This window comes from Halomonas cupida, from assembly GCF_900142755.1.
In the GTDB taxonomy this organism is placed as follows: domain Bacteria; phylum Pseudomonadota; class Gammaproteobacteria; order Pseudomonadales; family Halomonadaceae; genus Halomonas; species Halomonas cupida.
In genome coordinates this window covers 277,798-298,127 of record NZ_FRCA01000001.1, presented here as the reverse complement: position 1 = coordinate 298,127, position 20,330 = coordinate 277,798, and the positions used below count along the sequence as shown (strand labels likewise).

20 protein-coding genes are annotated in these 20,330 nt (G+C 60.4%); 5 read left to right on the top strand and 15 right to left on the bottom strand.

The genetic code is table 11. The features are described from left to right. The first annotated feature begins 43 nt into the window (after nucleotides 1–43). Nucleotides 44–910, top strand: a complete 867-nt coding sequence (locus tag BUE38_RS01220) for a putative sodium/potassium/calcium exchanger (RefSeq protein ID WP_073433205.1) — start codon at nucleotides 44–46, stop codon at nucleotides 908–910. A gap of 80 nt (nucleotides 911–990) precedes the next feature. Here BUE38_RS01220 and BUE38_RS01215 read toward each other — a convergent pair whose 3' ends face one another. The 6 genes from BUE38_RS01215 to BUE38_RS01190 form a co-directional block, all read right to left on the bottom strand. Continuing rightward, nucleotides 991–2,328, bottom strand: a complete 1,338-nt coding sequence (locus BUE38_RS01215) for a purine-cytosine permease family protein (RefSeq protein ID WP_073433204.1) — start codon at nucleotides 2,326–2,328, stop codon at nucleotides 991–993. Between the two features lie 166 nt (nucleotides 2,329–2,494). Next, nucleotides 2,495–3,469 carry a 5-oxoprolinase subunit C family protein gene (locus BUE38_RS01210; RefSeq protein ID WP_073433203.1) on the bottom strand — a complete coding sequence of 325 codons (975 nt, stop codon included), beginning with the start codon at nucleotides 3,467–3,469 and terminating at the stop codon, nucleotides 2,495–2,497. Then, nucleotides 3,459–4,364 (bottom strand): 5-oxoprolinase subunit B family protein, encoded by a 906-nt coding sequence (locus tag BUE38_RS01205; protein WP_073433202.1) that lies wholly within the window; start codon nucleotides 4,362–4,364, stop codon nucleotides 3,459–3,461. The genes BUE38_RS01210 and BUE38_RS01205 overlap by 11 nt, the downstream gene beginning before the upstream one ends. Then, entirely contained in the window at nucleotides 4,361–5,779 is a 1,419-nt protein-coding gene (locus BUE38_RS01200) for an acetyl-CoA carboxylase biotin carboxylase subunit (RefSeq protein ID WP_073433201.1), read from the bottom strand. The genes BUE38_RS01205 and BUE38_RS01200 overlap by 4 nt, the downstream gene beginning before the upstream one ends. Further along, complete coding sequence (locus BUE38_RS01195; protein WP_073433200.1) at nucleotides 5,776–6,033, bottom strand: acetyl-CoA carboxylase; 258 nt, start codon at nucleotides 6,031–6,033, stop codon at nucleotides 5,776–5,778. Before BUE38_RS01195 ends, BUE38_RS01200 begins: the two co-directional genes overlap by 4 nt. 43 nt (nucleotides 6,034–6,076) lie before the next feature. After that, complete coding sequence (locus tag BUE38_RS01190; RefSeq protein WP_073433199.1) at nucleotides 6,077–6,835, bottom strand: 5-oxoprolinase subunit PxpA; 759 nt, start codon at nucleotides 6,833–6,835, stop codon at nucleotides 6,077–6,079. A 151-nt stretch (nucleotides 6,836–6,986) separates the two neighbouring features. On the opposite strand from BUE38_RS01190, the gene BUE38_RS01185 reads away from it, so the two are divergent. Continuing rightward, nucleotides 6,987–7,892: a LysR substrate-binding domain-containing protein gene (locus tag BUE38_RS01185; protein ID WP_073433198.1), complete on the top strand. Its 906-nt coding sequence runs from the start codon at nucleotides 6,987–6,989 to the stop codon at nucleotides 7,890–7,892. 47 nt (nucleotides 7,893–7,939) lie between these two features. Here the strand turns inward: BUE38_RS01185 and BUE38_RS01180 are convergent, their stop codons facing one another. The 7 genes from BUE38_RS01180 to dnaX form a co-directional block, all read right to left on the bottom strand. Then, a complete protein-coding gene (locus BUE38_RS01180) occupies nucleotides 7,940–8,395 on the bottom strand; it encodes a YcgN family cysteine cluster protein (RefSeq protein WP_073433197.1) in 456 nt (151 codons plus the stop codon). A gap of 150 nt (nucleotides 8,396–8,545) precedes the next feature. Then, on the bottom strand, nucleotides 8,546–8,866 hold the full coding sequence (locus BUE38_RS01175; protein ID WP_234986727.1) for a YcgL domain-containing protein: 321 nt from the start codon (nucleotides 8,864–8,866) through the stop codon (nucleotides 8,546–8,548). Nucleotides 8,867–8,942: 76 nt separating this feature from the next. Beyond that, entirely contained in the window at nucleotides 8,943–10,070 is a 1,128-nt protein-coding gene (gene rnd, locus BUE38_RS01170; RefSeq protein ID WP_073433196.1) for a ribonuclease D, read from the bottom strand. 26 nt (nucleotides 10,071–10,096) lie between these two features. Then, nucleotides 10,097–10,702 carry a recombination mediator RecR gene (recR, locus tag BUE38_RS01165; protein ID WP_073433195.1) on the bottom strand — a complete coding sequence of 202 codons (606 nt, stop codon included), beginning with the start codon at nucleotides 10,700–10,702 and terminating at the stop codon, nucleotides 10,097–10,099. A 103-nt stretch (nucleotides 10,703–10,805) separates the two neighbouring features. Then, on the bottom strand, nucleotides 10,806–10,907 hold the full coding sequence (locus BUE38_RS23430; protein WP_407645989.1) for a pentapeptide repeat-containing protein: 102 nt from the start codon (nucleotides 10,905–10,907) through the stop codon (nucleotides 10,806–10,808). 5 nt (nucleotides 10,908–10,912) lie between these two features. Next, a complete protein-coding gene (locus BUE38_RS01160; protein ID WP_073433194.1) occupies nucleotides 10,913–11,239 on the bottom strand; it encodes a YbaB/EbfC family nucleoid-associated protein in 327 nt (108 codons plus the stop codon). 97 nt (nucleotides 11,240–11,336) lie between these two features. After that, nucleotides 11,337–13,541, bottom strand: coding sequence for a DNA polymerase III subunit gamma/tau (gene dnaX / locus BUE38_RS01155; protein ID WP_073433193.1), 2,205 nt, complete (start codon nucleotides 13,539–13,541; stop codon nucleotides 11,337–11,339). A 279-nt stretch (nucleotides 13,542–13,820) separates the two neighbouring features. Between dnaX and BUE38_RS01150 the strand changes: the two genes are divergently transcribed. Continuing rightward, nucleotides 13,821–15,092 carry a hypothetical protein gene (locus tag BUE38_RS01150; RefSeq protein ID WP_143166162.1) on the top strand — a complete coding sequence of 424 codons (1,272 nt, stop codon included), beginning with the start codon at nucleotides 13,821–13,823 and terminating at the stop codon, nucleotides 15,090–15,092. A 46-nt stretch (nucleotides 15,093–15,138) separates the two neighbouring features. Here BUE38_RS01150 and BUE38_RS01145 read toward each other — a convergent pair whose 3' ends face one another. Both BUE38_RS01145 and BUE38_RS01140 read right to left on the bottom strand, forming a co-directional pair. Next, on the bottom strand, nucleotides 15,139–15,876 hold the full coding sequence (locus tag BUE38_RS01145) for a tellurite resistance TerB family protein (protein ID WP_073433191.1): 738 nt from the start codon (nucleotides 15,874–15,876) through the stop codon (nucleotides 15,139–15,141). A gap of 197 nt (nucleotides 15,877–16,073) precedes the next feature. Next, nucleotides 16,074–17,450 carry an NAD-dependent succinate-semialdehyde dehydrogenase gene (locus tag BUE38_RS01140; RefSeq protein WP_073433190.1) on the bottom strand — a complete coding sequence of 459 codons (1,377 nt, stop codon included), beginning with the start codon at nucleotides 17,448–17,450 and terminating at the stop codon, nucleotides 16,074–16,076. A gap of 264 nt (nucleotides 17,451–17,714) precedes the next feature. Here BUE38_RS01140 and BUE38_RS01135 point away from each other — a divergent pair, with 264 nt between their 5' ends. Both BUE38_RS01135 and BUE38_RS01125 read left to right on the top strand, forming a co-directional pair. Then, the gene (locus BUE38_RS01135; RefSeq protein ID WP_073433189.1) at nucleotides 17,715–18,695 is read left to right on the top strand and encodes an MBL fold metallo-hydrolase; all 981 of its coding nucleotides are present in this window, start codon (nucleotides 17,715–17,717) and stop codon (nucleotides 18,693–18,695) included. Between the two features lie 224 nt (nucleotides 18,696–18,919). Next, nucleotides 18,920–20,281: an amidohydrolase gene (locus tag BUE38_RS01125; RefSeq protein WP_200802122.1), complete on the top strand. Its 1,362-nt coding sequence runs from the start codon at nucleotides 18,920–18,922 to the stop codon at nucleotides 20,279–20,281. Nucleotides 20,282–20,330 lie beyond the last annotated feature (49 nt).

Below are 20,330 nucleotides of genomic sequence, written 5' to 3'. Positions count from 1 at the left end.
GTGCAGTCTCCGGAATCAACACCGGTAGAAAAGGATCTTTCTCATGAACGCAAAACCCATGCTCGCACTGACCGCAGCCCTGTGGCTCGGTATTGGTTTGAGTGCATGCTCCGACGGCGATGACGAGAATACTGAGCAGAACGAAACCACCAGTGCTCAGAGTCAGTCCACCGACGATGAAGCCACCTCCGCCGAAGACAGCGGCGAGGAGGAGTCCCATAGCGAGCCGATGTCGGAAGCCGACCGTCAGGCCACGCTGGAGGATTCTCTGCGCGCCAACTTCGACCCCCAACTGGGCGAAGTGCGTTACCTGGTAGGCTGGGCCGATCTCAATGGCGACGATCAGCAGGAAGCTGTCGTCCATGTCGTCGGTCCCATGGTCTGTGGTACCGGCGGCTGCGACACCCTGATTCTTCAGGCCCAGGACAACGCCTGGCAGGTGGTCAGTGCTCAACCGACCACGGAGCCGCCCGTACAGCTGGCCAACAGCGCCCACGATGGCTGGCAGGATCTCCTGATGCAGCGCCACGTCGGTGCCGACGAGCCCAGCGAAACTGTGCGCCTGCGCTTTGATGGTTCAAGCTATGTCGAAGCCGAAGGGGACACCACGGACGCCGAGCCGACCACCACGCTGATCGAACCCTTCGACAGCCTGGATGATGCTCAGCCCCTGTTCGAAGGCGAGATCGACGGCAGTTATGAAAACGCCGACCTGGTTGACGAACAGGAAGCGGCCACCGCCGCGGAGCCGGAAAATGCCAGTGACGAAGCCAGTGACGATGGTGAAAGCAGCGACAATGGCGAAAGCAGCGACGCCACTGGCAGTGATGGCAACACCCAGAACTCCGGCGGTGAGAATGAGACATCGGATGACACCGCTGAGGACGAAGCGACAGACTCCAGTTACTGAGTCTCGACATGCTGGCTGTTGATCGCCGTGTTCCGAGGCCTCTCCCTGGAGGGGCCTCGGATCGAGGTTGCAGGCTTGACTCAGTTGGGAGCCACCAGCGACTCGCGCCGAAGCGCCAGCCTCAACCCAATGCCATAGACCAGGCTGGCGACGATGAAGGTCGCTACCGCTGAAGCCCCGGACAATGGCGAATGCATCAGCACAATGCCGATGATCGTCGACACTCCCCAGGCGAGAATGCCCCAGGGATTGAACGAAGATAAGGTGGTTTCATCCCAGCTCTGCGGTGTCACCTGACGCCCTGTCAGAATATGTGCCAACGCCACTCCCACCCAGGCGACCACGAAGACTCCCTGGTAGGCCAGCGCGTTCAACAGATAGGAAAAGACGTCTGCCGACATCAGCGCCCAGGCCCCCCCCCCCACCAGGCATCCGGCCATGATCTTGTTGATTCTGACCCCCAACAGCTTGTTGATACAGGCCTGCAGATTCACGGTAGCCAGATAGAAATTGGCCGTATTGATGCGGCTCTGGGTAACCCATACCAGCAACAATCCACCCAACCCCATCAGCTCCAGCAAGCCGAGCACGATCGATGCCTCGGAAAGCCCTTCACTGGGCAGACAGGTATCCAGCAGAATGCCGACCACACCACTGAACAGGAAAGTCATCAGGTAAAAGGGAATGCCGAAGGTCACGCGACCATGGAAGGCTTCATCCTCGACTCGCCCGAATCGCGCATAGTCGAAGGTGAACATCATCAACACCCATACTCCCATGTAATAGGTAAAGGTGTGCAGCCACCCCCAACTGGGTACGCCCCCCTCGGGCACTCGGGTCAGCCAGTCGGCGGGATAACCAAACTCGGCGATGGCCATGCCCACGGCCACCAGCATGCCGACCACATAGACCGGCAGCAGCACGCCATTGAACTTGTCCAGCCAATGTTGAACGCTGCCGAAGATCAGCGCCACACCGATCACCACCACGATCAAGGTCGCCACTGTCATGGTCAGCGAAGCTGACCACTCTGAAAGCACCAGCGCCATCACATAGCCTTCGAATACCGCGTAGTAGAGCGCTGTAGCAAAGAAGATCAAGGTGGCGATCACCGCGCCAACGTGGCCGAACAGAATTCGGGAAAACAGCGCCACGGTCAGCCCGGAGCGTATCGCGAAGCGGCTGATCACCGCATTGATCAGCCCATAACAGAGTACCGTCAGCACGATACCGATCAGGGCATTGACCGTACCGTAACTACGAGCCATGGCGGCAGCCACCACCATGTAGAAGATGGCGCTGCACACGGCCCACCAGGCCATCATCAGACTGCCCCTGGTCATACGCTGATCCGTGGGCATCGGGCAGTCGGTGTAGTCGAGATCCCCGGACGAGGACGTCTTCGCGTCTTCCTGCATTGTTGCACCTCATTGATGTTGTTATTGCTTTCTCCTGCGCCGACAACAGACAGACACAGGGTTTCCTCGAGAGGCCTTGCGGCCTCTCGCCCAGAACAGTTCGGGATGAAGTAATGATCGAACGGGGGACAGCTCAATGGCAGTTGCCCCCTCGTTCAGGATGGCGTCAGCCCAGTGCCTGACGCAGTGCCTCGAGCCGCCTGGAACGCTGACCGCGAGCTTCGAGTGCCTGATCCAGACTGACCGGCACGAAACGCACCTTTTGATGGGGCTGAATCTGACCAATCAGATCCATGTCGGCGCTGATCACGGTACCGATCATCGCGTAGCCACCGCCGGATACCGCATCACGATGCAGCACGATGGGTTCGCTACCACTCGGCACCTGGATGGAGCCAATGGGATAGCAGGCATCGACAATATTCGAAGGGTCATCACCAGCACCAAAAGGCGGCTCACGCTCGATGAACTCCAGTGGCGTTCCCCCCTTGAAGCGATAACCGATGCGATCCGCTTCGGAACCCACTGACCACAGCTCGTCGTAGAAGCGTTCGCGAGCGGCCGGTGTCAGTCGGTGATCATAGATACCGGGCACCACGCGCAGCTCGTATTGCTTGTGATAGACAGGCCTCAAGGACTCCGGCAAGGATCGGCCGGCGTCAGCACAACGCTCTGCCGACACTACCTTCAATCGATCCCCTGGTTGCAGCGGCCGACCATCCAGACCTCCCAGACTGCCCAATGCATAGGTGCTGCGACTGCCCAGGCGTTCGGGTACATCGAAGCCCCCTTCCACCGCCAGATACAGTCGCGCCCCCGCTCGCACGAAGTCAAAACTCAGTACACTCCCCGCCGGTACCTCAATGACTTCATGATTGGGACAGGCGACGCCATCGATTTTCGGCACCATTTCCGCGCCACCGGTGGCGACACGCAGGGTGTCATGAAAGCGCAGTTCCGGGCCCATCAAAGCGCATTCAAGCACTGCAGCAGTCTCCGGATTACCGAGCAGTAGATTGGCGGAGCGCATCGAAACCTGGTCCATGGCTCCTGATGGAGGGATCCCCAGATGGTAATGGCCACTACGTCCACCATCCTGAACCGTGGTCGCGAGTCCCGGCTTGATCACTTCAATGCTCATTGAGCACCTCCTTGACACGATTGGCGACGCTATCGGGATCAGCAGTGAAATCATCCAGATCAAACACGAACTCGGCAGTTCGTGGCCGGAATCGGCCTGCTTCCGCAGCAGCAAGCAGGGTGTCGTACTCCTCACGATTGATCGGGCAGTGCTTGACGATATCGCCGGGCCGGAAGTAGATCATCGAGTCGTCGATATGAGGCACGCTACCGGTGGGGTCGTAGATGGGCATCGGCGTGACACCGAACATCTGGTAGCCCCCCGCCCCACGCACTGAATAGATGCAGCTGAAACAGCCACCGTAACCGACGGTCTGCTTCGGAGTATCGGTGCGTGGCCGCAGATACTTGGGCACCTGGATCTGGCGTTCGCGAGGCACCATCTGGTACATGAACGGCAAACCGGCAACAAACCCCACCATCGACACAAACCAGGGGCTGCCACTGTGAGCCTCGATAAAGGCCTCGACATCGGCATAGCCATTGATGCGTGCGGCATACTCCAGATCCGTACCACTCGGATCCTGATGGCGATCCCGAAAACGCATCAGCGTTTCATGGGTCCAGGGATCGTTATACAACACGGGCACCTCAACCACCCGCGTGGTCAGCCTCTGCACGGACTGGCTGGATACCTCGGCATCGATGTCTTCCAGCTCGGCCTGCAACTGGCTCACCGATATCTGCTGCGGATCAATGCGCACCTGATAGGACGCATTGGCCGGACAGATTTCCAGCACCCCCGGTAACGCCCTCTCCCGCAGACGACCAGTGATCGAGATCGAGCGAAAGAAAGCCTCCAGGGTCATCGATTCGCTGAGCTCGACGAACAGGAATTCATCGCCCGCGACGCTATAGCGTGCCGCAGCACTTTCCGCAACGGATTCAGCGTTCATGATGCCTCCTCCACTGATGAGGGCCGGGGTTGAGACGGGGGTTGAGACGGGGGCTGAGAGAGCGCTTGAGATTGGGTCTCCAGCCAGACTTCCAGGCTGCCGGTGTGGAAATCACCGCTCTGGATGGCTGGGTCATCCAGCAGGCGGCGATGTAAGCCCGCCGTGGTGGTAAATCCTTCCAGGCAGAACTCATCCAGCGCCCGCGCTGCGCGCTTCAGTGCCGCCTCACGGGTTTCATCCCAGACAATCAGCTTGGCAACCATCGAATCGTAATAGGGAGGCATGCGATAGCCTTCATAGAGCAACGAATCGATGCGGATACCGGGACCGGTGGGCCAGATCAGCTTCTCCACTCGTCCTGGTGACGGGAAGAACCCCTTGTCGGGATCCTCGGCATTGAGTCGCATTTCCACCGCCCAACCGCGACGTTGGATATCCGCCTGCTGCAGTGACAGGCCCTGCCCCAGGGCGATACGGATCATCTCTCGAACCAGGTCGATCCCGGTGATCATCTCCGTGACCGGATGCTCTACCTGAATGCGGGTATTCATCTCGATAAAGAAGAATTCACCGCTATCGTCGTCATACAGGTATTCAAGCGTGCCCGCAGCGCGGTAGCCGACATGCTCGGCCAATGCCACAGCAGACTCACAGAGCTGCTGACGTGCCTGCTCGGAAAGTGCCGGAGACGGCGCTTCCTCAAACACCTTCTGGCGACGACGCTGCAGGGAACACTCGCGCTCGAACAAATGCACAGCACGCTCGCCATCGGCGAGAATCTGTACCTCGATATGCCTCGCCCGCTCAATATACCGCTCCAGATAGACGCTATCGTCACCGAATGCTGCACGCGCCTCTGCCTGAGCCAGCGGCAACTGTTCACGCAGTTCGCTCTCGTTACGCGCAGTACGAATGCCACGCCCACCGCCCCCCGCGGCAGCCTTGATAAGCAATGGATAGCCAACATCACCGGCAACACTTGTTGCCTCATCAATGCCAACCACCGACCCGGGAGAGCCTGGCACTACCGGAACACCCGCCGCCATTGCAGTGGCCCGCGCCTCTGACTTGTTGCCCATGCGTTCGATTAGACTGGCATCCGGTCCCACGAAGACCATTCCCGCCGCCTCGACGCGCCGGGCAAATTCGGCGTTCTCCGACAGGAAACCATAACCGGGGTGTACCGCATCGGCACGACTATCGCGGGCCGCCGTAAGAATAGCGTCAATATTCAGATAGCTCTTCGCCGCTTGGGCCGGGCCAATGCACACCGCTTCATCCGCCAACTGCACGGCAAGGCTTTCAGTATCTGCCTCGCTGTGTACAACAATGCTGGTCAGTCCCAGCTCGTGTGCAGCACGTACGATGCGTACAGCGATTTCGCCCCGGTTGGCAATCAGCAGTCGACCGTTCATGCGCCCTCCCCACTGGTGTCGATCACCAGAAGGTCGTCACCAGCCTCCAACACCTGCTCATCGTCGGCACGAACCTCCAGCACCTTGCCAGCGGCCTCAGCCTTGATCTCGACGAACTGCTTCATGACTTCCAGCAAGCCGATGGTCGTGTTCACATCCACCGAGCTGCCAGGTTCGACAAAGGGATCAGAGTCCGGTGAGGGCCGACGGTAGAAGACGCCGGGAAACGGGGCTTGTTGAGTAAGTTGTGACATGACATGAATCCTGTTGTTGTGGATGTGCGATTGGCGGGAAAGGTCACACCGTTTGTACTGCGATACCGGCTTCATCCAGGCGACGACGAATGGCCTTGAGCATATCCAGCGCTCCCGGCGAGTCACTGTGCAGACACACCGAGTCGCAGCTCACCGTCACTCGCTTGCCATTGATGCTCTCGACGACACCCTCAGTGACGGCCAGCAGCACCTTGGCAGCGACCTGCTCCGGGTCACGTCGCGCCACCTGGCGAACGAAGACAATCGAACCGTTATCGTCGTAATCACGATCGGCATAGAACTCGTGAACGGAACGCAGACCAGCCTGCCGAGCCACTCGGTCGAGTACTGAGTCAACCAGGCAATAGATCGGCAGATCAGTGCCTGACGCCACCAAGGCTTCACACAGCTGAACAGCAAACGCCTCGTCACGTGCCGCATGCATGAACAGCGCACCATGCAGCTTGAGGTGGTGCAGCGTCTGGCCCTCTCGCCGGGCCAGTTCACGCAGTGCACCCAACTGATAGAGCACGTCATTGACCAGCTCTTCCGGGCTGGCATTGATATGTCGGCGCCCGAAACCGACCAGGTCTCGAAACCCGGGGTGAGCACCGACGGCCACACCATGGCGACCAGCCTCACGCAAGCTATGCACCATGGTTGACGGATCACCGGCATGAAAACCGGTAGCAATATTGGCTGAACTGATCAGCGCCATGATCTCGTCATCAACACCCTCGCCGATCAGCCAGGGACCGAAGCCCTCGCCCATATCGGCATTGATATCCAGCACTGTTGTCATTGTGGGTCTCCAGGTTGGGTACCCACAGGTTTAGCGCAAGGGACACCATGTTTGGAAATACTCATTCTTGTTTGGCATTATCAAAAAATCCGAACACAATAGACACAGGCCGTCACACGACGAGCCATATCTGGAACAAGAGAGCTGCACCATGTCCCGCACCCCCTCACTACGCAAGCTGCGCTACTTCATTGCTGTCGCAGAAAGCGGTCGAGTCACCCAGGCGGCTGTCGACCTCAACGTGTCCCAGTCATCCATCACCACCGGCGTGCGCGAAATCGAAGAGGAGTTGGGCGTCAAACTGTTTGAACGTCAGGCTCAGGGCATGCTGCTGACTCGCGAAGGAACGCGCTTTCTACACCGCGTTCGGCATATCTTTCAGGCCGTGGACGAAGCCTTCGATAGTACCCGAATGCACTCCCCGACCCTCACCGGCAGCCTCGAACTGGCCATGAGTTATACGGTGGCAGGCTACTTCCTTCCTCCGCTGTTGGCCCAGTTCCAGCGACGTTATCCGGGGGTCAGTGTCAAGTTGCACGAGGCCTCGCGCACGGACATTCAGCAAGGGCTACAGAGTGAACGCTTCGACCTGGCCATCGTACTGGTCTCCAACCTCGAGTCCGATACGCCTCTGGACCACCACCTGCTGATCCGCTCGCCGAGAAGACTCTGGGTCGGCAGCCACCACCCGTTGCTGCAGCAACGTCAGGTCAGACTGGCCGACGTCGCCCGGGAGCCCTACATCATGCTCAATGTTGATGAAGCGGAAAGTACGGCAATGAGGTACTGGGCACCCAGTGGGCTGTCGCCCCAGGTGCTGTTCAGTACGTCATCGGTGGAAGCAGTGCGTAGCCTGGTAGCCAATGGCTCCGGCATCAGCATCCTGTCGGATATGGTCTACCGTCCCTGGTCGCTGGAAGGACGGCGCATCGAACACATCGATCTCAGCGACCCGATTCCGACCATGGATGTGGGCTTGGCCTGGGATGCTGGACGAGGTCTAACATCCACGGCTCAGGCGTTTCATGATGCTCTGATCGAGATGATGGCGGGATAGTCGAGCCGCGAGCTGCTCGTAGCTCGTAGCTCGTAGCTCGTAGCTCGTTAATCATCGATGGGAATCACGGCGATAACGTGGTCTTCGTAGTCTTCCTCCGGCACTTCTCGCTGAGAGACTGCAAAAGAGCGCACGCTGATGCCCTTGCGGTGGACCCGCTCGGGATCCCCGCTGATCAGGTGATGCCAGCCGGCCAGCTTGCGCCCTTCTGCCAGGCGCCGGTAAGCACAGGAGTGCGGCAGCCACTTGAACTGCCCAGCCAGCTCGGGGGTCAGTTGGGTGCAGTCTGGTACTCTGTCGAAGCGGTGGGGATAATCACTGCACCGGCAGCCGTGGATATCCAGTAGCTCACAAGCCACATTGAGCACCGCCAGATCACCGCTGTCCTCGTCCTGAAACTTGAGCAGACAGCACTGACCACAGCCATCGCAGAGCGCCTCCCACTCCTCATCACTCAGTTCCTCGAGCGCATAGCGCTCCCAGAATCTATCTCTCAAGGTCATCTCTCAAGACCGTCTCACGCAGTCATTGCTCATTGTCACGGTGCTTCCTGTGGCGACGAGTCTCGAGCGACGGGCACCGAGCTGTGCGGTGCAACTGTGTCGCTCGTGGCTCGTGGCTCGTGGCTCGTGGCTCGTGGCTCGTGGCTCGTTTCAGTATCTTGCCTCTGTCGGTGTGCGGTACAGATCCAGCAGGTAGTCGTCCTTCGCCGGCGGCATCTGTAGATAGAATCCTTTCTCCTCGATAACCTTCATCACCTCGGCGCCAGTGGTGCGCGCCAGCACCTTGTCGGCGGTGAGAATCAGCGTCATCGCCGAGATGGGTTTACCGAACCGCTCCAGCAACGCCTCGGGAACCTCGGTGAGGCCCTTGCGCTTGTCGACGTACAGGTACATCTCTTCCTTGCGCGGGCTCTTGAAGACCTCGCACAACAACTTGCCCTGCATCGTGGTGTGTTTCGCGGTATCGGTCATGATTCTCTCATTGTCACTTGAATTCAGATATCCAACAGCGGGTCATCATGGCAAGACCTTCAAGGCGGAAGGCCCTTCAAGCTGAGAAGGCCTTCAAGGCATCGTCGAGACCCGCGTTGAGCAGCTCTCCGCGCCAGCCGGTCGGCAGCGGTGGTGTTTCAGCGCGCATGTTGGCCACCACCAGGGCTTCGAGTTCGCGGCGACGCATCAGCACTTCCGGTGCCACGCCCAGACGCTGCGCCTCGCCGTTGACGACCTGCTTGAGCGCCTTGAGACGTTTCTTGAAAGGCGGCAACGCGGGCGACAAGGGAGCAGGAGGCAGGTTGACCGTGTCTTCATGACGGGCCTGCTTGACCATGGCCAGCAGCTCATCGCCTTCCCGCTTGATCAGAGTCGGCTTGATATCGTCCACTTCGGCCAGCTCGAAGCGATTCTCCGGCATGCGCTCGGCGATGGCGTAGAGCAGCCTGTCCTGTACCACCCAACCCCGCGGCAGGTTGCGGCTGCGGGCCTCGCCCTCTCGCCATGTGGTCATCAGTCGATAGGCTTCGATCTGCTGAGGCTTCAGGCGCCACAACTGACGATGACGCAGGTACCATTGACCATCACTCGCTTCGCTGCGCTCGGACTGCTGTAGAATATCCGCGCAATCCTGCATCACCCACTCCAGGCGTTGCTGGCGAACCAGTTCCTCGCGCTGACGATGCCAGACCTCCAGCAGATAGACCACATCCAGCGCTGCGTAGCTCAATTGGGCATCACTCAGGGGGCGCTCCAGCCAGTTGGAGCGGGTCTCTTCCTTGGGCAGCGTTTCTCCGACCCAATGCTCCACCAGCCGCTGATAGCCCATGGCCGCGTCCTCGCCCAGCAGGCTCTGCGCCACCTGGGTATCCACCAACGGCGCAGGCAACACCCCTGCCCAATGGGCAAAGACCTCGAGATCCTCACTGCTGGCGTGCAGCAGCTTGATGGCGTCGTTGGTCAACAGCTGGCGCAGTGCATCCGTGCACTCCACCGCCAGCGGGTCGATCAGCCAGGCCGGTCCACCGGCACAAATCTGGATAAGGGCAGGCACCGGATGAAAGGTCTTCTCGCGGAAGAACTCGGTATCCAGCGCCAGTACCGGCGCGTCCATCAGGTCAGCACATGCCACATCAAGGGCCGCAGCGTTATCGATCCATCGAATATCGGGAGAAACAGGCATTCAAGCATCCAGCTCAGGGGAAGGTACTACTCGCCAGCAAAGGGCAAGCGACCGGAAAAGGCGCGACTCAATGTGCCGCCATCGACATACTCGAGCTCACCACCCATGGGAACACCATAGGCGAGCCGTGACAGCCGTGCACCATGAGCCTCGATCTGTGTGGCAATATAGTGAGCGGTGGCTTCGCCCTCGACGGTGGGATTGGTGGCCAGCACCACTTCCTCGACCTTGCCTTCAGCGATGATCGCTTCGAGCTGATCGAGGCCGATATCCTCGGGGCCGATACCATCCAGCGGTGACAGGTGTCCATGGAGCACGAAGTAGCGACCCTGATAGCCCCCGGCTTCTTCCATGGCCAGCATGTCGGCAGGCGACTCCACCACGCAGAGCAGACGGTCATCCCGCCTGGGGCTCTGGCACAGGGTGCACAGCGGCTCCTCGGTCAGAGTACGGCAACGCTGGCAATAGCCCACGCGCTCCACCGCCTCACGCAGCACTCCGGCCAGGCGCTCACCGCCTTCACGGTTACGCTCCAGCAGGTGCATCGCCATGCGCTGCGCTGTTCGCGGCCCCACACCCGGCAATACCCTCAAGGCGTCCATCAACTGCTCGACCAGCGGGGAAAAACTCATCGTCGTCTCGGCTCAGCAAAAAAGTGCCACCTCCGGGGATGGCACTTGAGGCATCTCACTCGGTCAAGTCACCTGCAGATACACAGGTAGCGGAAGCACCCTGTCAGGTGCTCCTGAACCTGACGTTCTGAAACACGGTCCTTGAGAACACCGCTCCTGGAAACACGGCTCTCGAAAAGACGGCTCCTGGAAATACAGGGCCAATCCGAATCAGAACGGCATCTTGAAGCCCGCAGGCAGATTCAGGCCCGAGGTCACTTCTTCCATTTTCGCCTTCGAGTTGGTTTCTACCTTGCGCACGGCATCATTGACCGCGGCTGCCAGCAGATCCTCCAGCAGTTCCTTGTCTTCCTCCATGACGCTCGGATCGATCTCGACCTTGCTGACGTCATGACGACCGTTCATGGTCACCTTGACCATACCGGCACCGGCTTCACCCAGGACCTCGGCGCGTGCAACTTCCTCCTGCACACGCTGCATCTTTTCCTGCATCTCCTGGGCCTGCTTCATCAGGTTGCCCATTCCACCCTTCATCATGGTTCTGTCCTCATCTAGAGTGGAGAGCCGCATTCTTCTGCGTCTCTCGAAATTCTCGGAGCTCTCGAAACGCCAGGAGCTCTTGAAACGCCCAACGTCAGGATCCGCTTTCCGCTTCCACCGGTGTCACCGTCGACTCGATCAAACGGGCTCCGAATATCTGCTGTAACTGCAGTATATGGGGGTCACGCTTCAAGGCCTCAACCGCTGCCGCATGACGTTCTGCTGCCAGACGATCGAACATCTGTCGTGGCGTTTCCACTCGCCCGTCCGGCTCGATCACCTCGACCTCCAGCCGACGCGGATATCCAGCCGCCTCCAGAGCGTTGCGAATGCGTGTCACATGGACCTCCGCATTCATGGCCGCCTGGGACGGGTCCAGATGCAGCAATATCCGCCTGCCATCATCTTCGGCGACAATGCAGTGCGCCGCCAGGTTTCGGGTCAGCCCGGAGAGACCCAACTGATCGAAACCGGCCAACCAGGTGCCATGATCCAGCGCCCCCGATACTGCCGGCGCCGCTGCCTCGGACGTCATGACCGGGCCGGACTCTGCAGCATCATCACTGCTGGAGTCCTCCACCGACTGAGGGCCAGCCTTCTCGACCGACTCATTCAGCGCGGCTTCATCATCCCCAGGCACATTCCCCTCTACCTGCATCTCTCCCGGCGTCGCTGTCACTTCCCTCTCTGCCGATCCCGGGTCGACGGGAGCAGACACCTCCATGGTCGGCTGCGGTGAGTCGGCCCGTGGTTGAGACTGAGACTGAGACTGAGGTCGGGACTGAGCCGCAGCATTCGACGCCACCGGATCAACTGCCGGCCGCGGGGTTTCCCTGGCAGCTGGATGATTCGCGGCCGATTCATGTGTCGCCAACTCATGTGCAGATTGGGGCGCCTCAGCGCCCGACGAAGGGTCCTCGGGTTCGCCGCCCTCCCAGGGCGGAGGTGGTTCCACGGTGGACTCTGCAGCAGGCTGTGGCTGTGCATCAGAGGCAGGCTCAGACGCTACGGGAGCCATCGGTTCGGGGACCGGTGCAGGCGCTTGCGGCGCGGCCTGATCCGGCGACGCCTGTTGACTCGGCGCGGGGTTGTGGCTCGGTGCAGCAGGAGGTGTCGTATTGGCAGCCGACGGCGCAGCAGCGGCATCGGCGGACTCACCACGCATCGGCAGCGGCGTTCGCGCGGGTTTCGGCACCCCCTGGGGACGAAACGCCAGCATCCGCAGCAGTGTCATCTCGAGGGCAGTCCGCAAATCCGGCGCATGTGCCATATCGGCCCGCCCCTGGACACCGATCTGATAATAGAGCTGGACATCCTCGGCAGTGAAGCGCGCGGCCAACGCCACCAGAGCTTCACGATCACCATGACCATTGTCCAGTGCCTGCGGCACCATCTGGCCGATGGCCAGACGATGCAGCACTGCACTCAGGTCATCCAGCACAGCGGCAAAATCCGGGCCCTGCTCGGCGAGGCTGGCCACCGCCTGCAGCAGGCGCTGGGCATCCACTTCCGCCAACGCCTCGATCAATTCCAGCACATGGCGATGATCCAGGGTGCCGAGCATCGCGGCCACGTCAGCATGGCGCACTTCACCCTGACCGAAGGCAATCGCCTGATCGGTCAGACTCATGGCATCACGCATCGAACCCGCGGCGGCCTTGCCCAGCAACCACAGCGCCGATTCCTCGAACGGCACCTGCTCGGCCTCGAGGACCCGCGACAGGTGACCGACCACACGTTCGGGCGGCATATGCTTGAGGGTGAACTGCAGACAACGAGACAGTACCGTGGCCGGCAACTTCTGCGGGTCGGTGGTCGCCAACAGGAACTTCACGTGGGGCGGCGGCTCTTCCAGCGTCTTGAGCAGCGCATTGAAACTGCTGGTGGAGAGCATGTGCACCTCATCGATAAGGTACACCTTGTAGCGGCCCTGAGTCGGAGCATACTGCACGTTGTCGAGAAGTTCGCGGGTATCCTCGACCTTGGTCCGGGAGGCTGCGTCGACCTCGATCAGATCAACGAATCGCCCCTGATCGATGGACTGGCAGGCATCACAGGAACCACAGGGCGTCGAGGTAATGCCCTCGTCACCATCACCCTTTTCGGTACAGTTGAGGCACTTGGCGAGGATTCGCGCCAGGGTGGTCTTGCCCACGCCGCGCGTGCCGGTGAACAGATAGGCATGATGCAGGCGCCCTTGATCCAGCGCATTGACCAGCGCGCGCTGAACATGTTCCTGTCCGACCAGTTCGTGGAAGGTACGTGGCCGCCATTTGCGGGCCAGGACCTGATAGCTCATGAGGCGTGGTTTCCTTGCTGCGGGGCCTGATGCCGGTGCCGATTGCACCGCTGGCAAAGCATCGCTCGTCGACTCGACAATATTTTATCGAAAAGTAAGTCGTGGCTTTATTTCATCGATAATAATTCGTGTCATTCTACCGGCTGGCAGCGAAGGCGCAAAGGCACAAAAGCGCCAGAACGCAGAGGCCTCCCCAGAATACCCTGCTCCACCGACATCGTTTTTCATCCTGTCTGTCGATCACCGTTGAGATGGACACACATTCATGGACCCACTTCCATGCAAGAACCTACTTCCAGCTCACCAACCGCGCCGCCCACGACGGCAACTCCGCCCGGGCAATCTCCGCCCGCCAGACCCTCGTCGCAGCGCCGCATGCAGGTGCTGCTCAGCCTGCTGATTGCCGCACTGGTCGCTCTGTGCTGGCTGTCGGTGCTCGACCGTGCCACACAGCGCCAGGTGGAAAGCGCCACGACCCAGGCACTGGTGGCTTTTGCCGCAGCACGCGGGCTCAACGCCGGCATCTCGGTACTGCAATCCACTGAAGTGGGGATTGGCGTATCGACCCATCCCTTCGAGGCGCTCGACCCCTTCAATGATCTGGTCGAGGATTACTCGAGCGTCATGAAGCTGGCGATCGGCTCGCTGATCGGTCAGACACTGCTGCTGGAAATATCCTCCAGCCTGATATTCAAGGTGGCCTTGACCCTTGCCGCAGCGATCTGCCTTATCTCTCTGTGGTGGCGGCCGGGCAGCGCTGCCCTTGCCTGGAAGTTGTTCGCATCTGTCGCGCTGGTACGCTTTCTGCTGTTACTGGCGCTGCTGGCAAATACCGCCATCGACCGCGCCTTCCTTGACCAACCCACCGAACAGAACATGACTGAAGTCCAGAGCCTTGCCAATGAAGTTCAGGCCACCAGTGCCAGTGCCGGAAGCGGCAGCTTGAGCAGCGCCGAACGAGCCGACCTCGAGACGGAGCAGGAACTGCTTCAGACGCGTCGCCCCAATCTCCACACCCAGTTGGTCGAAGCCAACCGACGTGTCGCCCTCGCCGAGGACAGCTTGCAACAGACCCGCGGACGCGCGGCCATGATCAAGGCACGCATGAGCCTGGCCGAACGCCTCAACCCCTTCCATGAAGATGCGGAACTCGAGCGACTCGAAACAAGCCTCGCCGAACAGCGATCCCGTCTGGAAGATGAGGTCGAGCGCCGCGAACAGCTCCTCCAGGAGCTGGCTCATCTGGATGCACGCCGCGAGCAGATACGCCGTCGTCTGGCCGGCGAGGACGAGAGCCTGGTCGAGAGCCTCAGCCAACGACTGTCGAGCCTCAGCGACAGCCTCAGCCTCGAGGCCATCCAGGCACGCATCGAATCCGGCACCAGGGCCATCCTCAGCCTGATGGCACTATTCGTACTGCGTACGCTGGTGGTTCCGCTGGTGCTGATGTGGCTGGGGCTTAAGCTGTTCCGGACAATCTATCGGATTCAGCCGGGCTCGGGGCATCACGTCGTGTCACCTGCTCAGCTTGCCCCGCCTCCGGAGAGCTGATTTTCGCTGCCCGCCCCTGATGATGCTTCGGGGCGGGCAGCTTGCCTCAGTTGGCTGGCAGCTGCTTTTCCAGCTCTTGACGCACACCTTCCTCGATCCCCAAAGCCGAACCCAGCTCATCCAACCAGGCACGCTCCATAGCATTCTGCTCATCGATCACCGCAGCGCTGGTCAGGTAGATCTCACGAGCCGCCTGGGGAGAGTCCGCCTGACTTGCCAGAGCCTGGGCATCCAGTGGCGCTTCCAACTGCTGCTGTACCCAGGCATGCAGTTCATCATCGGCCCCCAATTGCTGAATCTGCTCGGTGATCAACGCCCTTTCCTCGGCGTCGATATGGCCATCGGCACGCGCGGCCCAGATCACCGCCTGGAGCACTTCCAGACTGCGCTGCTCCTGCGCCTGTCCCTGAAGCTCCTCCAGCGGCTGACCCTCTCCCGCCGAGTTGGCACTTGAAGACGATTTGCCCTGATAGTTCTGCCAGGCCTTCATGGCCATCATGCCCACGCCGGCCAGAGCTGCGTACTTGGCAGCCTTGCCTCCCATGCTGCGGCCGCGGCTGGATCCCATCAGCATGCCCAGCGCACCGCCGCCCAGCAGGCTCTTGACGTCAAAACCACCGGACGAGGACGAGCCCCCCTTCTTGCTGCCGGACAACTGTGACGACACGCTGTTGATCAGGCCCTGTACATTGAATCCACCGCCACTACCACTGCCGCTACTTCTGGAACCGCTGGAACCGGAAGCCTGTTTCATCATCTGGTCAAGCAGGTGCTTGGCATTCATCGGTATCTCCTTGGTGGCACTGCAAAAAGGGATGAGTGGTGCTGATTGGAACTCAGCCTGACGGCGATGTTCCCTCTGACGACAAACAACAACTGCAGCATAGCCCGGCCAACCCTCCAGACGACAGCGGCCCCGGCGAAGTCGTCACCGGGGCCGCCGAGCAGAAGGATCACTACTGGATCAGTTGGGCGTGTACATCATCCAGGCCTGGCCACCTTGACCATCTGGCGGTTGACGAATTCGTCCATGCCTGCACGGCCAAGCTCGCGCCCGAAACCAGAACGCTTGACGCCACCGAACGGCAACTCGGCTTCGCTGCCGGGCGGCTCATTGATATGCACCATGCCCACTTCCAGGCGGTCGGCGAGCGCCTGAGCACGTACCGGGTCGGTGGTCTGAATCACCGCACCCAGGCCGTACTGGCTGTCGTTGGCCAGAGCAATGGCCTCCTCGAGATCAGAGGCCCGGTAGACCACTGCCACCGGCCCGAACAACTCTTCATGAAAGATTCGCATATCCGGCGTGACATCCACCAGCAGCGTAGGAGCATACCAGGCGCCCGGCTGGTCGAGGCGCTTGCCGCCAGTGACCAGACGCGCCCCCTGACTGATGGCATCCTGCACCTGGCCATCCAGATTGCGTAACGCCTGCTCGGAAGACATCGGCCCCATCACGGTATCGTCAGCCATGGGATTGCCGACCTTGATCGACTGGATGCCCTGCTCGAATGCCGCCAGAAAGGCGTCATACACCGCATCCTCGACAATGATGCGTTTGGCCGCATTACAGGCCTGGCCGCAGTTGCCGAAGCGTCCCTGGATGGCATGAGTCACTGCCTGTTCCAGATCGGCATCCGCCAGCACCAGGAAAGGATCAGAGCCACCGAGTTCGAGGACCACCTTCTTGAGGTGACGCCCGGCCTGCTCGGCAACGGCGGCGCCAGCACGCTCGGAACCGGTCAGCGACACACCCAGCACCCGCGGGTCTTCGATCAGCTCGCTGACCTGCTCATTGCTGGCGAAGATATTGGTATAGAGCCCTTGCGCTGCCCCGGCATCGCGGAAGATCTGCTCGATGGCCTGGGCCGACTCCGGGCACTGAGGCGCATGCTTGAGCAGAATGGTATTACCGTTGAGCAGGTTCGGGGCGGCAAAACGCGCCACCTGATAGTAGGGGAAGTTCCACGGCATGATGCCGAGCAACACCCCCAGCCCCTGCTTGCGAACCTGAGCGGTAGCGCCTGCCGTGGTAATCGCTTCCGGTGCCAGCCAGGCCGGGCCATTGTCGGCATAGTAGCGATAGATATCGACCACCACCGACAGCTCGCCCAACGCCTGGGCCTTCGGCTTGCCCATCTCGCGCACGATGATGTCGGCCAGTTCCTCGCGGCGCTGGTGATGCAGATCAGCCACCCGTGTCAGCAGGGCAGCGCGTTCCTCGGGAGCAACGGTCCGCCAGCTCTTCCAGGCGGCATGAGCGCCTTCCAATGCCTGATGAATCTCGGCATCACTGGCCGTGGCATAGGTCGACTCCACTTCACCGGTTGCGGGGTTGGTCACCTGATAACTGATCATCTGCACCTCTCTTGAAAGGGGTATGTCGTTGTCATTGTCCTACATTACGCCGGACTCGACTCAGGATCGAGCAAAGTCGCAAACGTTATAGCAAGCGCGATGTTGCATGGGACATACCCTTGGAACGGTATGTGAAAACTTGCCATGCCAACCGCCAGGCAAAGTCGCCTAGGCTGTGCTATTCCTTCGCAGGCAAATGGAATACACCGCGTTTCAGGTTTCGGGTTCTGCACCTGTGCCTCCACCACCATGGATCCTTCTCTCATGCCCCTGTCTCATCGCTCGCTCTGCTCGACCTTTACTGCCACAGCCGCCAGTGCATTGCTGGCCTCCCCGGCCCTGGCCACGCCGCCTGAGCCACGTCAGGACCAGGTAGCGGGCTGGTTCCGCATGCAAGTGGATCAGCACCAGGTCACCGCGCTCTATGATGGCTTCGTCGACATCGATACCGCCCTGCTGTCTGGGCTGGACCAGCAGGAGATTCGCCAACGCTTGAATCATCTGTTCATCGACAGCGAAAACGGCGTGCAGACGGCCGTGAACGCCTTTCTGGTGCATACCGGAGACCACCTGGTGCTGGTCGACGCCGGTTCTGCAGCCTGCTTCGGGCCGACCATGGGTCATGTGCCCGAGAATCTGCGCGCCTCGGGCTACACACCCGAGGATGTGGATACCTTGCTGATGACCCACCTCCACCCGGATCATGTCTGCGGAATAACGGACAGTAACGGCCAGGCAATCTATCCCAATGCCGAACTGCGCGTCAGCCAGGCGGACGCCGATTACTGGTTGAGCGAAGAGCAGGCGGCCGCTGCTCCGGAAGAGATGCAGGGCTTCTTCAGCATGGCGCGCGAAGCTGTTGCTCCCTACCAGGAGTCCGGGCGTGTGACCACCTTTCAATCCGGCGATCAACTACTGGAAGGCCTGACAGTGGTCGACAGCGTCGGGCACACACCTGGCCACGTCAGTTTTCTGTTCCAGGGAGACAATGACGAGATTCTGGTATGGGGAGATGTGGTTCACAGCTACGGGGTGCAGTTTGCCAACCCCAGCGTCGCCATCGAATTCGACAGCGATCAGCAGCAGGCCGTCGACTCCCGTCGGGCCATCTTGGCCAACGCCGCTGAAACCGGCCATTGGGTGGCCGGCGCGCATATGCCATTCCCGGGTATTGGCCACGTCCTGAGCGATGGCGAGGGCTATCGCTGGTTGCCGGTGGAATACGGCCCGGTCATTCGTGACTGAGTATCGGTACCGACTCCATTGAGCCCCGCAGCAACGCTACATCACCGTGCAGCAACCAAACAATACTGTTATATACGTATGATTGGGACAGAGTTTCATTTGATGGCCAGGATGTATACAAGCCATCCTTCTCCCGGCCTCCGGGCCCGGAGGCCGGGGAATTCATGAAACTCCTCGGGACAAGACGTCCCTCAAGGACAGCAACATCACCAAGGACAAGAACATTGCCAAACACAACAATGAGCACTATCGAAAAGTCGCTGAATACCCCAATAACCTCCCGATCTCCCCTCGCCACTGCCATTCTCGCCACCCTCATCACCGCTACCCCTCTCGCCAGTGGTGCGGTCATGGCCAACACCTCGAGCTTCAATATTGATGACAGCCTGGAGCAACAGGTCATCGACTGGCGTCGCGATATTCACCAGCACCCGGAACTCGGCAATCAGGAAACACGCACCGCCGCGCTGGTTGCCGAACATCTGGAGTCACTGGGGATGGAGGTCCGCACCGGCGTGGCCGAAACCGGTGTCGTCGCCTTCCTGGAAGGCGGCCAACCCGGTCCGACCATCGCTCTGCGTGCCGACATGGACGCCCTGCCGGTCGCCGAGAAGACCGATCTGCCCTTCGCCTCACAGGCCACGGCCACCTACAACGGCAAGGAAGTTCCGGTCATGCACGCCTGCGGCCATGACAACCATGTCGCCATGTTGATGGGTGCCGCTGAAGCTCTGGCAGAAATGAAGGACGAATTGCGTGGCAACGTGCTGTTCGTGTTTCAGCCTGCCGAGGAAGGCGTCTACGATGCCGACACCTGGGGTGCGAAGCAGATGCTGGAAGAAGGTGCCTTCGACGAACATCCTCCGGAGGCCGTATTCGGCATCCATGTGGTGTCGTCACTGCATACCGGGCAGCTGGGATATCGCGCAGGACCACTACTGGCTTCAAGTGATACCTTCGAGATCACCGTCAATGGTAGCCAGACCCATGGTGCCTCCCCCTGGAATGGCGTCGACCCCATCGTCACTGCCTCGCAGATCGTAAACAACGCACAGTCCATCATCAGTCGGCAGGTCGATATCCGCACGCCTTCCGTGTTGACCTTCGGCATCTTCGAAGGCGGCGTGCGCGAAAACATCATCCCCGAGAGCGTGACTCTCAAGGGCACCCTGCGCAACTTCGACATGGACATCCGCGATCAGGTCTTCGCCAATCTCGAGCGCATGGCCACATCCACCGCCGAGGCCAATGGCGCCAATGCCGAAGCCCACCTGCACGAAGGCTACCCGGTCACCGTCAACGACCCGGAACTGGTCAACGCCATGCTGCCGGTGGCGCAACAACTGGTCGGCGAGGAAAACGTTGTCGAGGTGCCGATGACTACTGCCGCCGAGGACTTCTCGTACTATGCCGAAGAGGTGCCCGGCATGTTCATCAACCTGGGCATCACCCCGCCGGACCAGAACCTCGCCGAGGCCGCGCCCAATCACTCGCCACACTTCTTCGCTGATGAAGCGGCGCTGAAGACCGGTACCGAGCTGTTCGTCAATCTGGTGATGAACTACCCGGACCGGGTCGGCTCGTGACCAGGGGATGAGCGGGTCAAGCGTCGGGGTCCTGCCCCGGCGCGCCGTG

Coding starts and splice junctions, on each gene's coding strand:
- BUE38_RS01145 (WP_073433191.1), bottom strand. CDS start 15,876: ATGAATGCCAAGCACCTGCTTGACCAGATGATGAAACAGGCTTCCGGT.
- BUE38_RS01175 (WP_234986727.1), bottom strand. CDS start 8,866: ATGACCGATACCGCGAAACACACCACGATGCAGGGCAAGTTGTTGTGC.
- dnaX (WP_073433193.1), bottom strand. CDS start 13,541: ATGAGCTATCAGGTCCTGGCCCGCAAATGGCGGCCACGTACCTTCCAC.
- BUE38_RS01220 (WP_073433205.1), top strand. CDS start 44: ATGAACGCAAAACCCATGCTCGCACTGACCGCAGCCCTGTGGCTCGGT.
- BUE38_RS01215 (WP_073433204.1), bottom strand. CDS start 2,328: ATGCAGGAAGACGCGAAGACGTCCTCGTCCGGGGATCTCGACTACACC.
- BUE38_RS01200 (WP_073433201.1), bottom strand. CDS start 5,779: ATGAACGGTCGACTGCTGATTGCCAACCGGGGCGAAATCGCTGTACGC.
- BUE38_RS01185 (WP_073433198.1), top strand. CDS start 6,987: ATGTCCCGCACCCCCTCACTACGCAAGCTGCGCTACTTCATTGCTGTC.
- BUE38_RS01190 (WP_073433199.1), bottom strand. CDS start 6,835: ATGACAACAGTGCTGGATATCAATGCCGATATGGGCGAGGGCTTCGGT.
- BUE38_RS01210 (WP_073433203.1), bottom strand. CDS start 3,469: ATGAGCATTGAAGTGATCAAGCCGGGACTCGCGACCACGGTTCAGGAT.
- BUE38_RS01135 (WP_073433189.1), top strand. CDS start 17,715: ATGCCCCTGTCTCATCGCTCGCTCTGCTCGACCTTTACTGCCACAGCC.
- BUE38_RS01160 (WP_073433194.1), bottom strand. CDS start 11,239: ATGATGAAGGGTGGAATGGGCAACCTGATGAAGCAGGCCCAGGAGATG.
- BUE38_RS01205 (WP_073433202.1), bottom strand. CDS start 4,364: ATGAACGCTGAATCCGTTGCGGAAAGTGCTGCGGCACGCTATAGCGTC.
- rnd (WP_073433196.1), bottom strand. CDS start 10,070: ATGCCTGTTTCTCCCGATATTCGATGGATCGATAACGCTGCGGCCCTT.
- BUE38_RS01150 (WP_143166162.1), top strand. CDS start 13,821: ATGCAAGAACCTACTTCCAGCTCACCAACCGCGCCGCCCACGACGGCA.
- BUE38_RS01195 (WP_073433200.1), bottom strand. CDS start 6,033: ATGTCACAACTTACTCAACAAGCCCCGTTTCCCGGCGTCTTCTACCGT.
- BUE38_RS01140 (WP_073433190.1), bottom strand. CDS start 17,450: ATGATCAGTTATCAGGTGACCAACCCCGCAACCGGTGAAGTGGAGTCG.
- BUE38_RS01180 (WP_073433197.1), bottom strand. CDS start 8,395: ATGACCTTGAGAGATAGATTCTGGGAGCGCTATGCGCTCGAGGAACTG.
- recR (WP_073433195.1), bottom strand. CDS start 10,702: ATGAGTTTTTCCCCGCTGGTCGAGCAGTTGATGGACGCCTTGAGGGTA.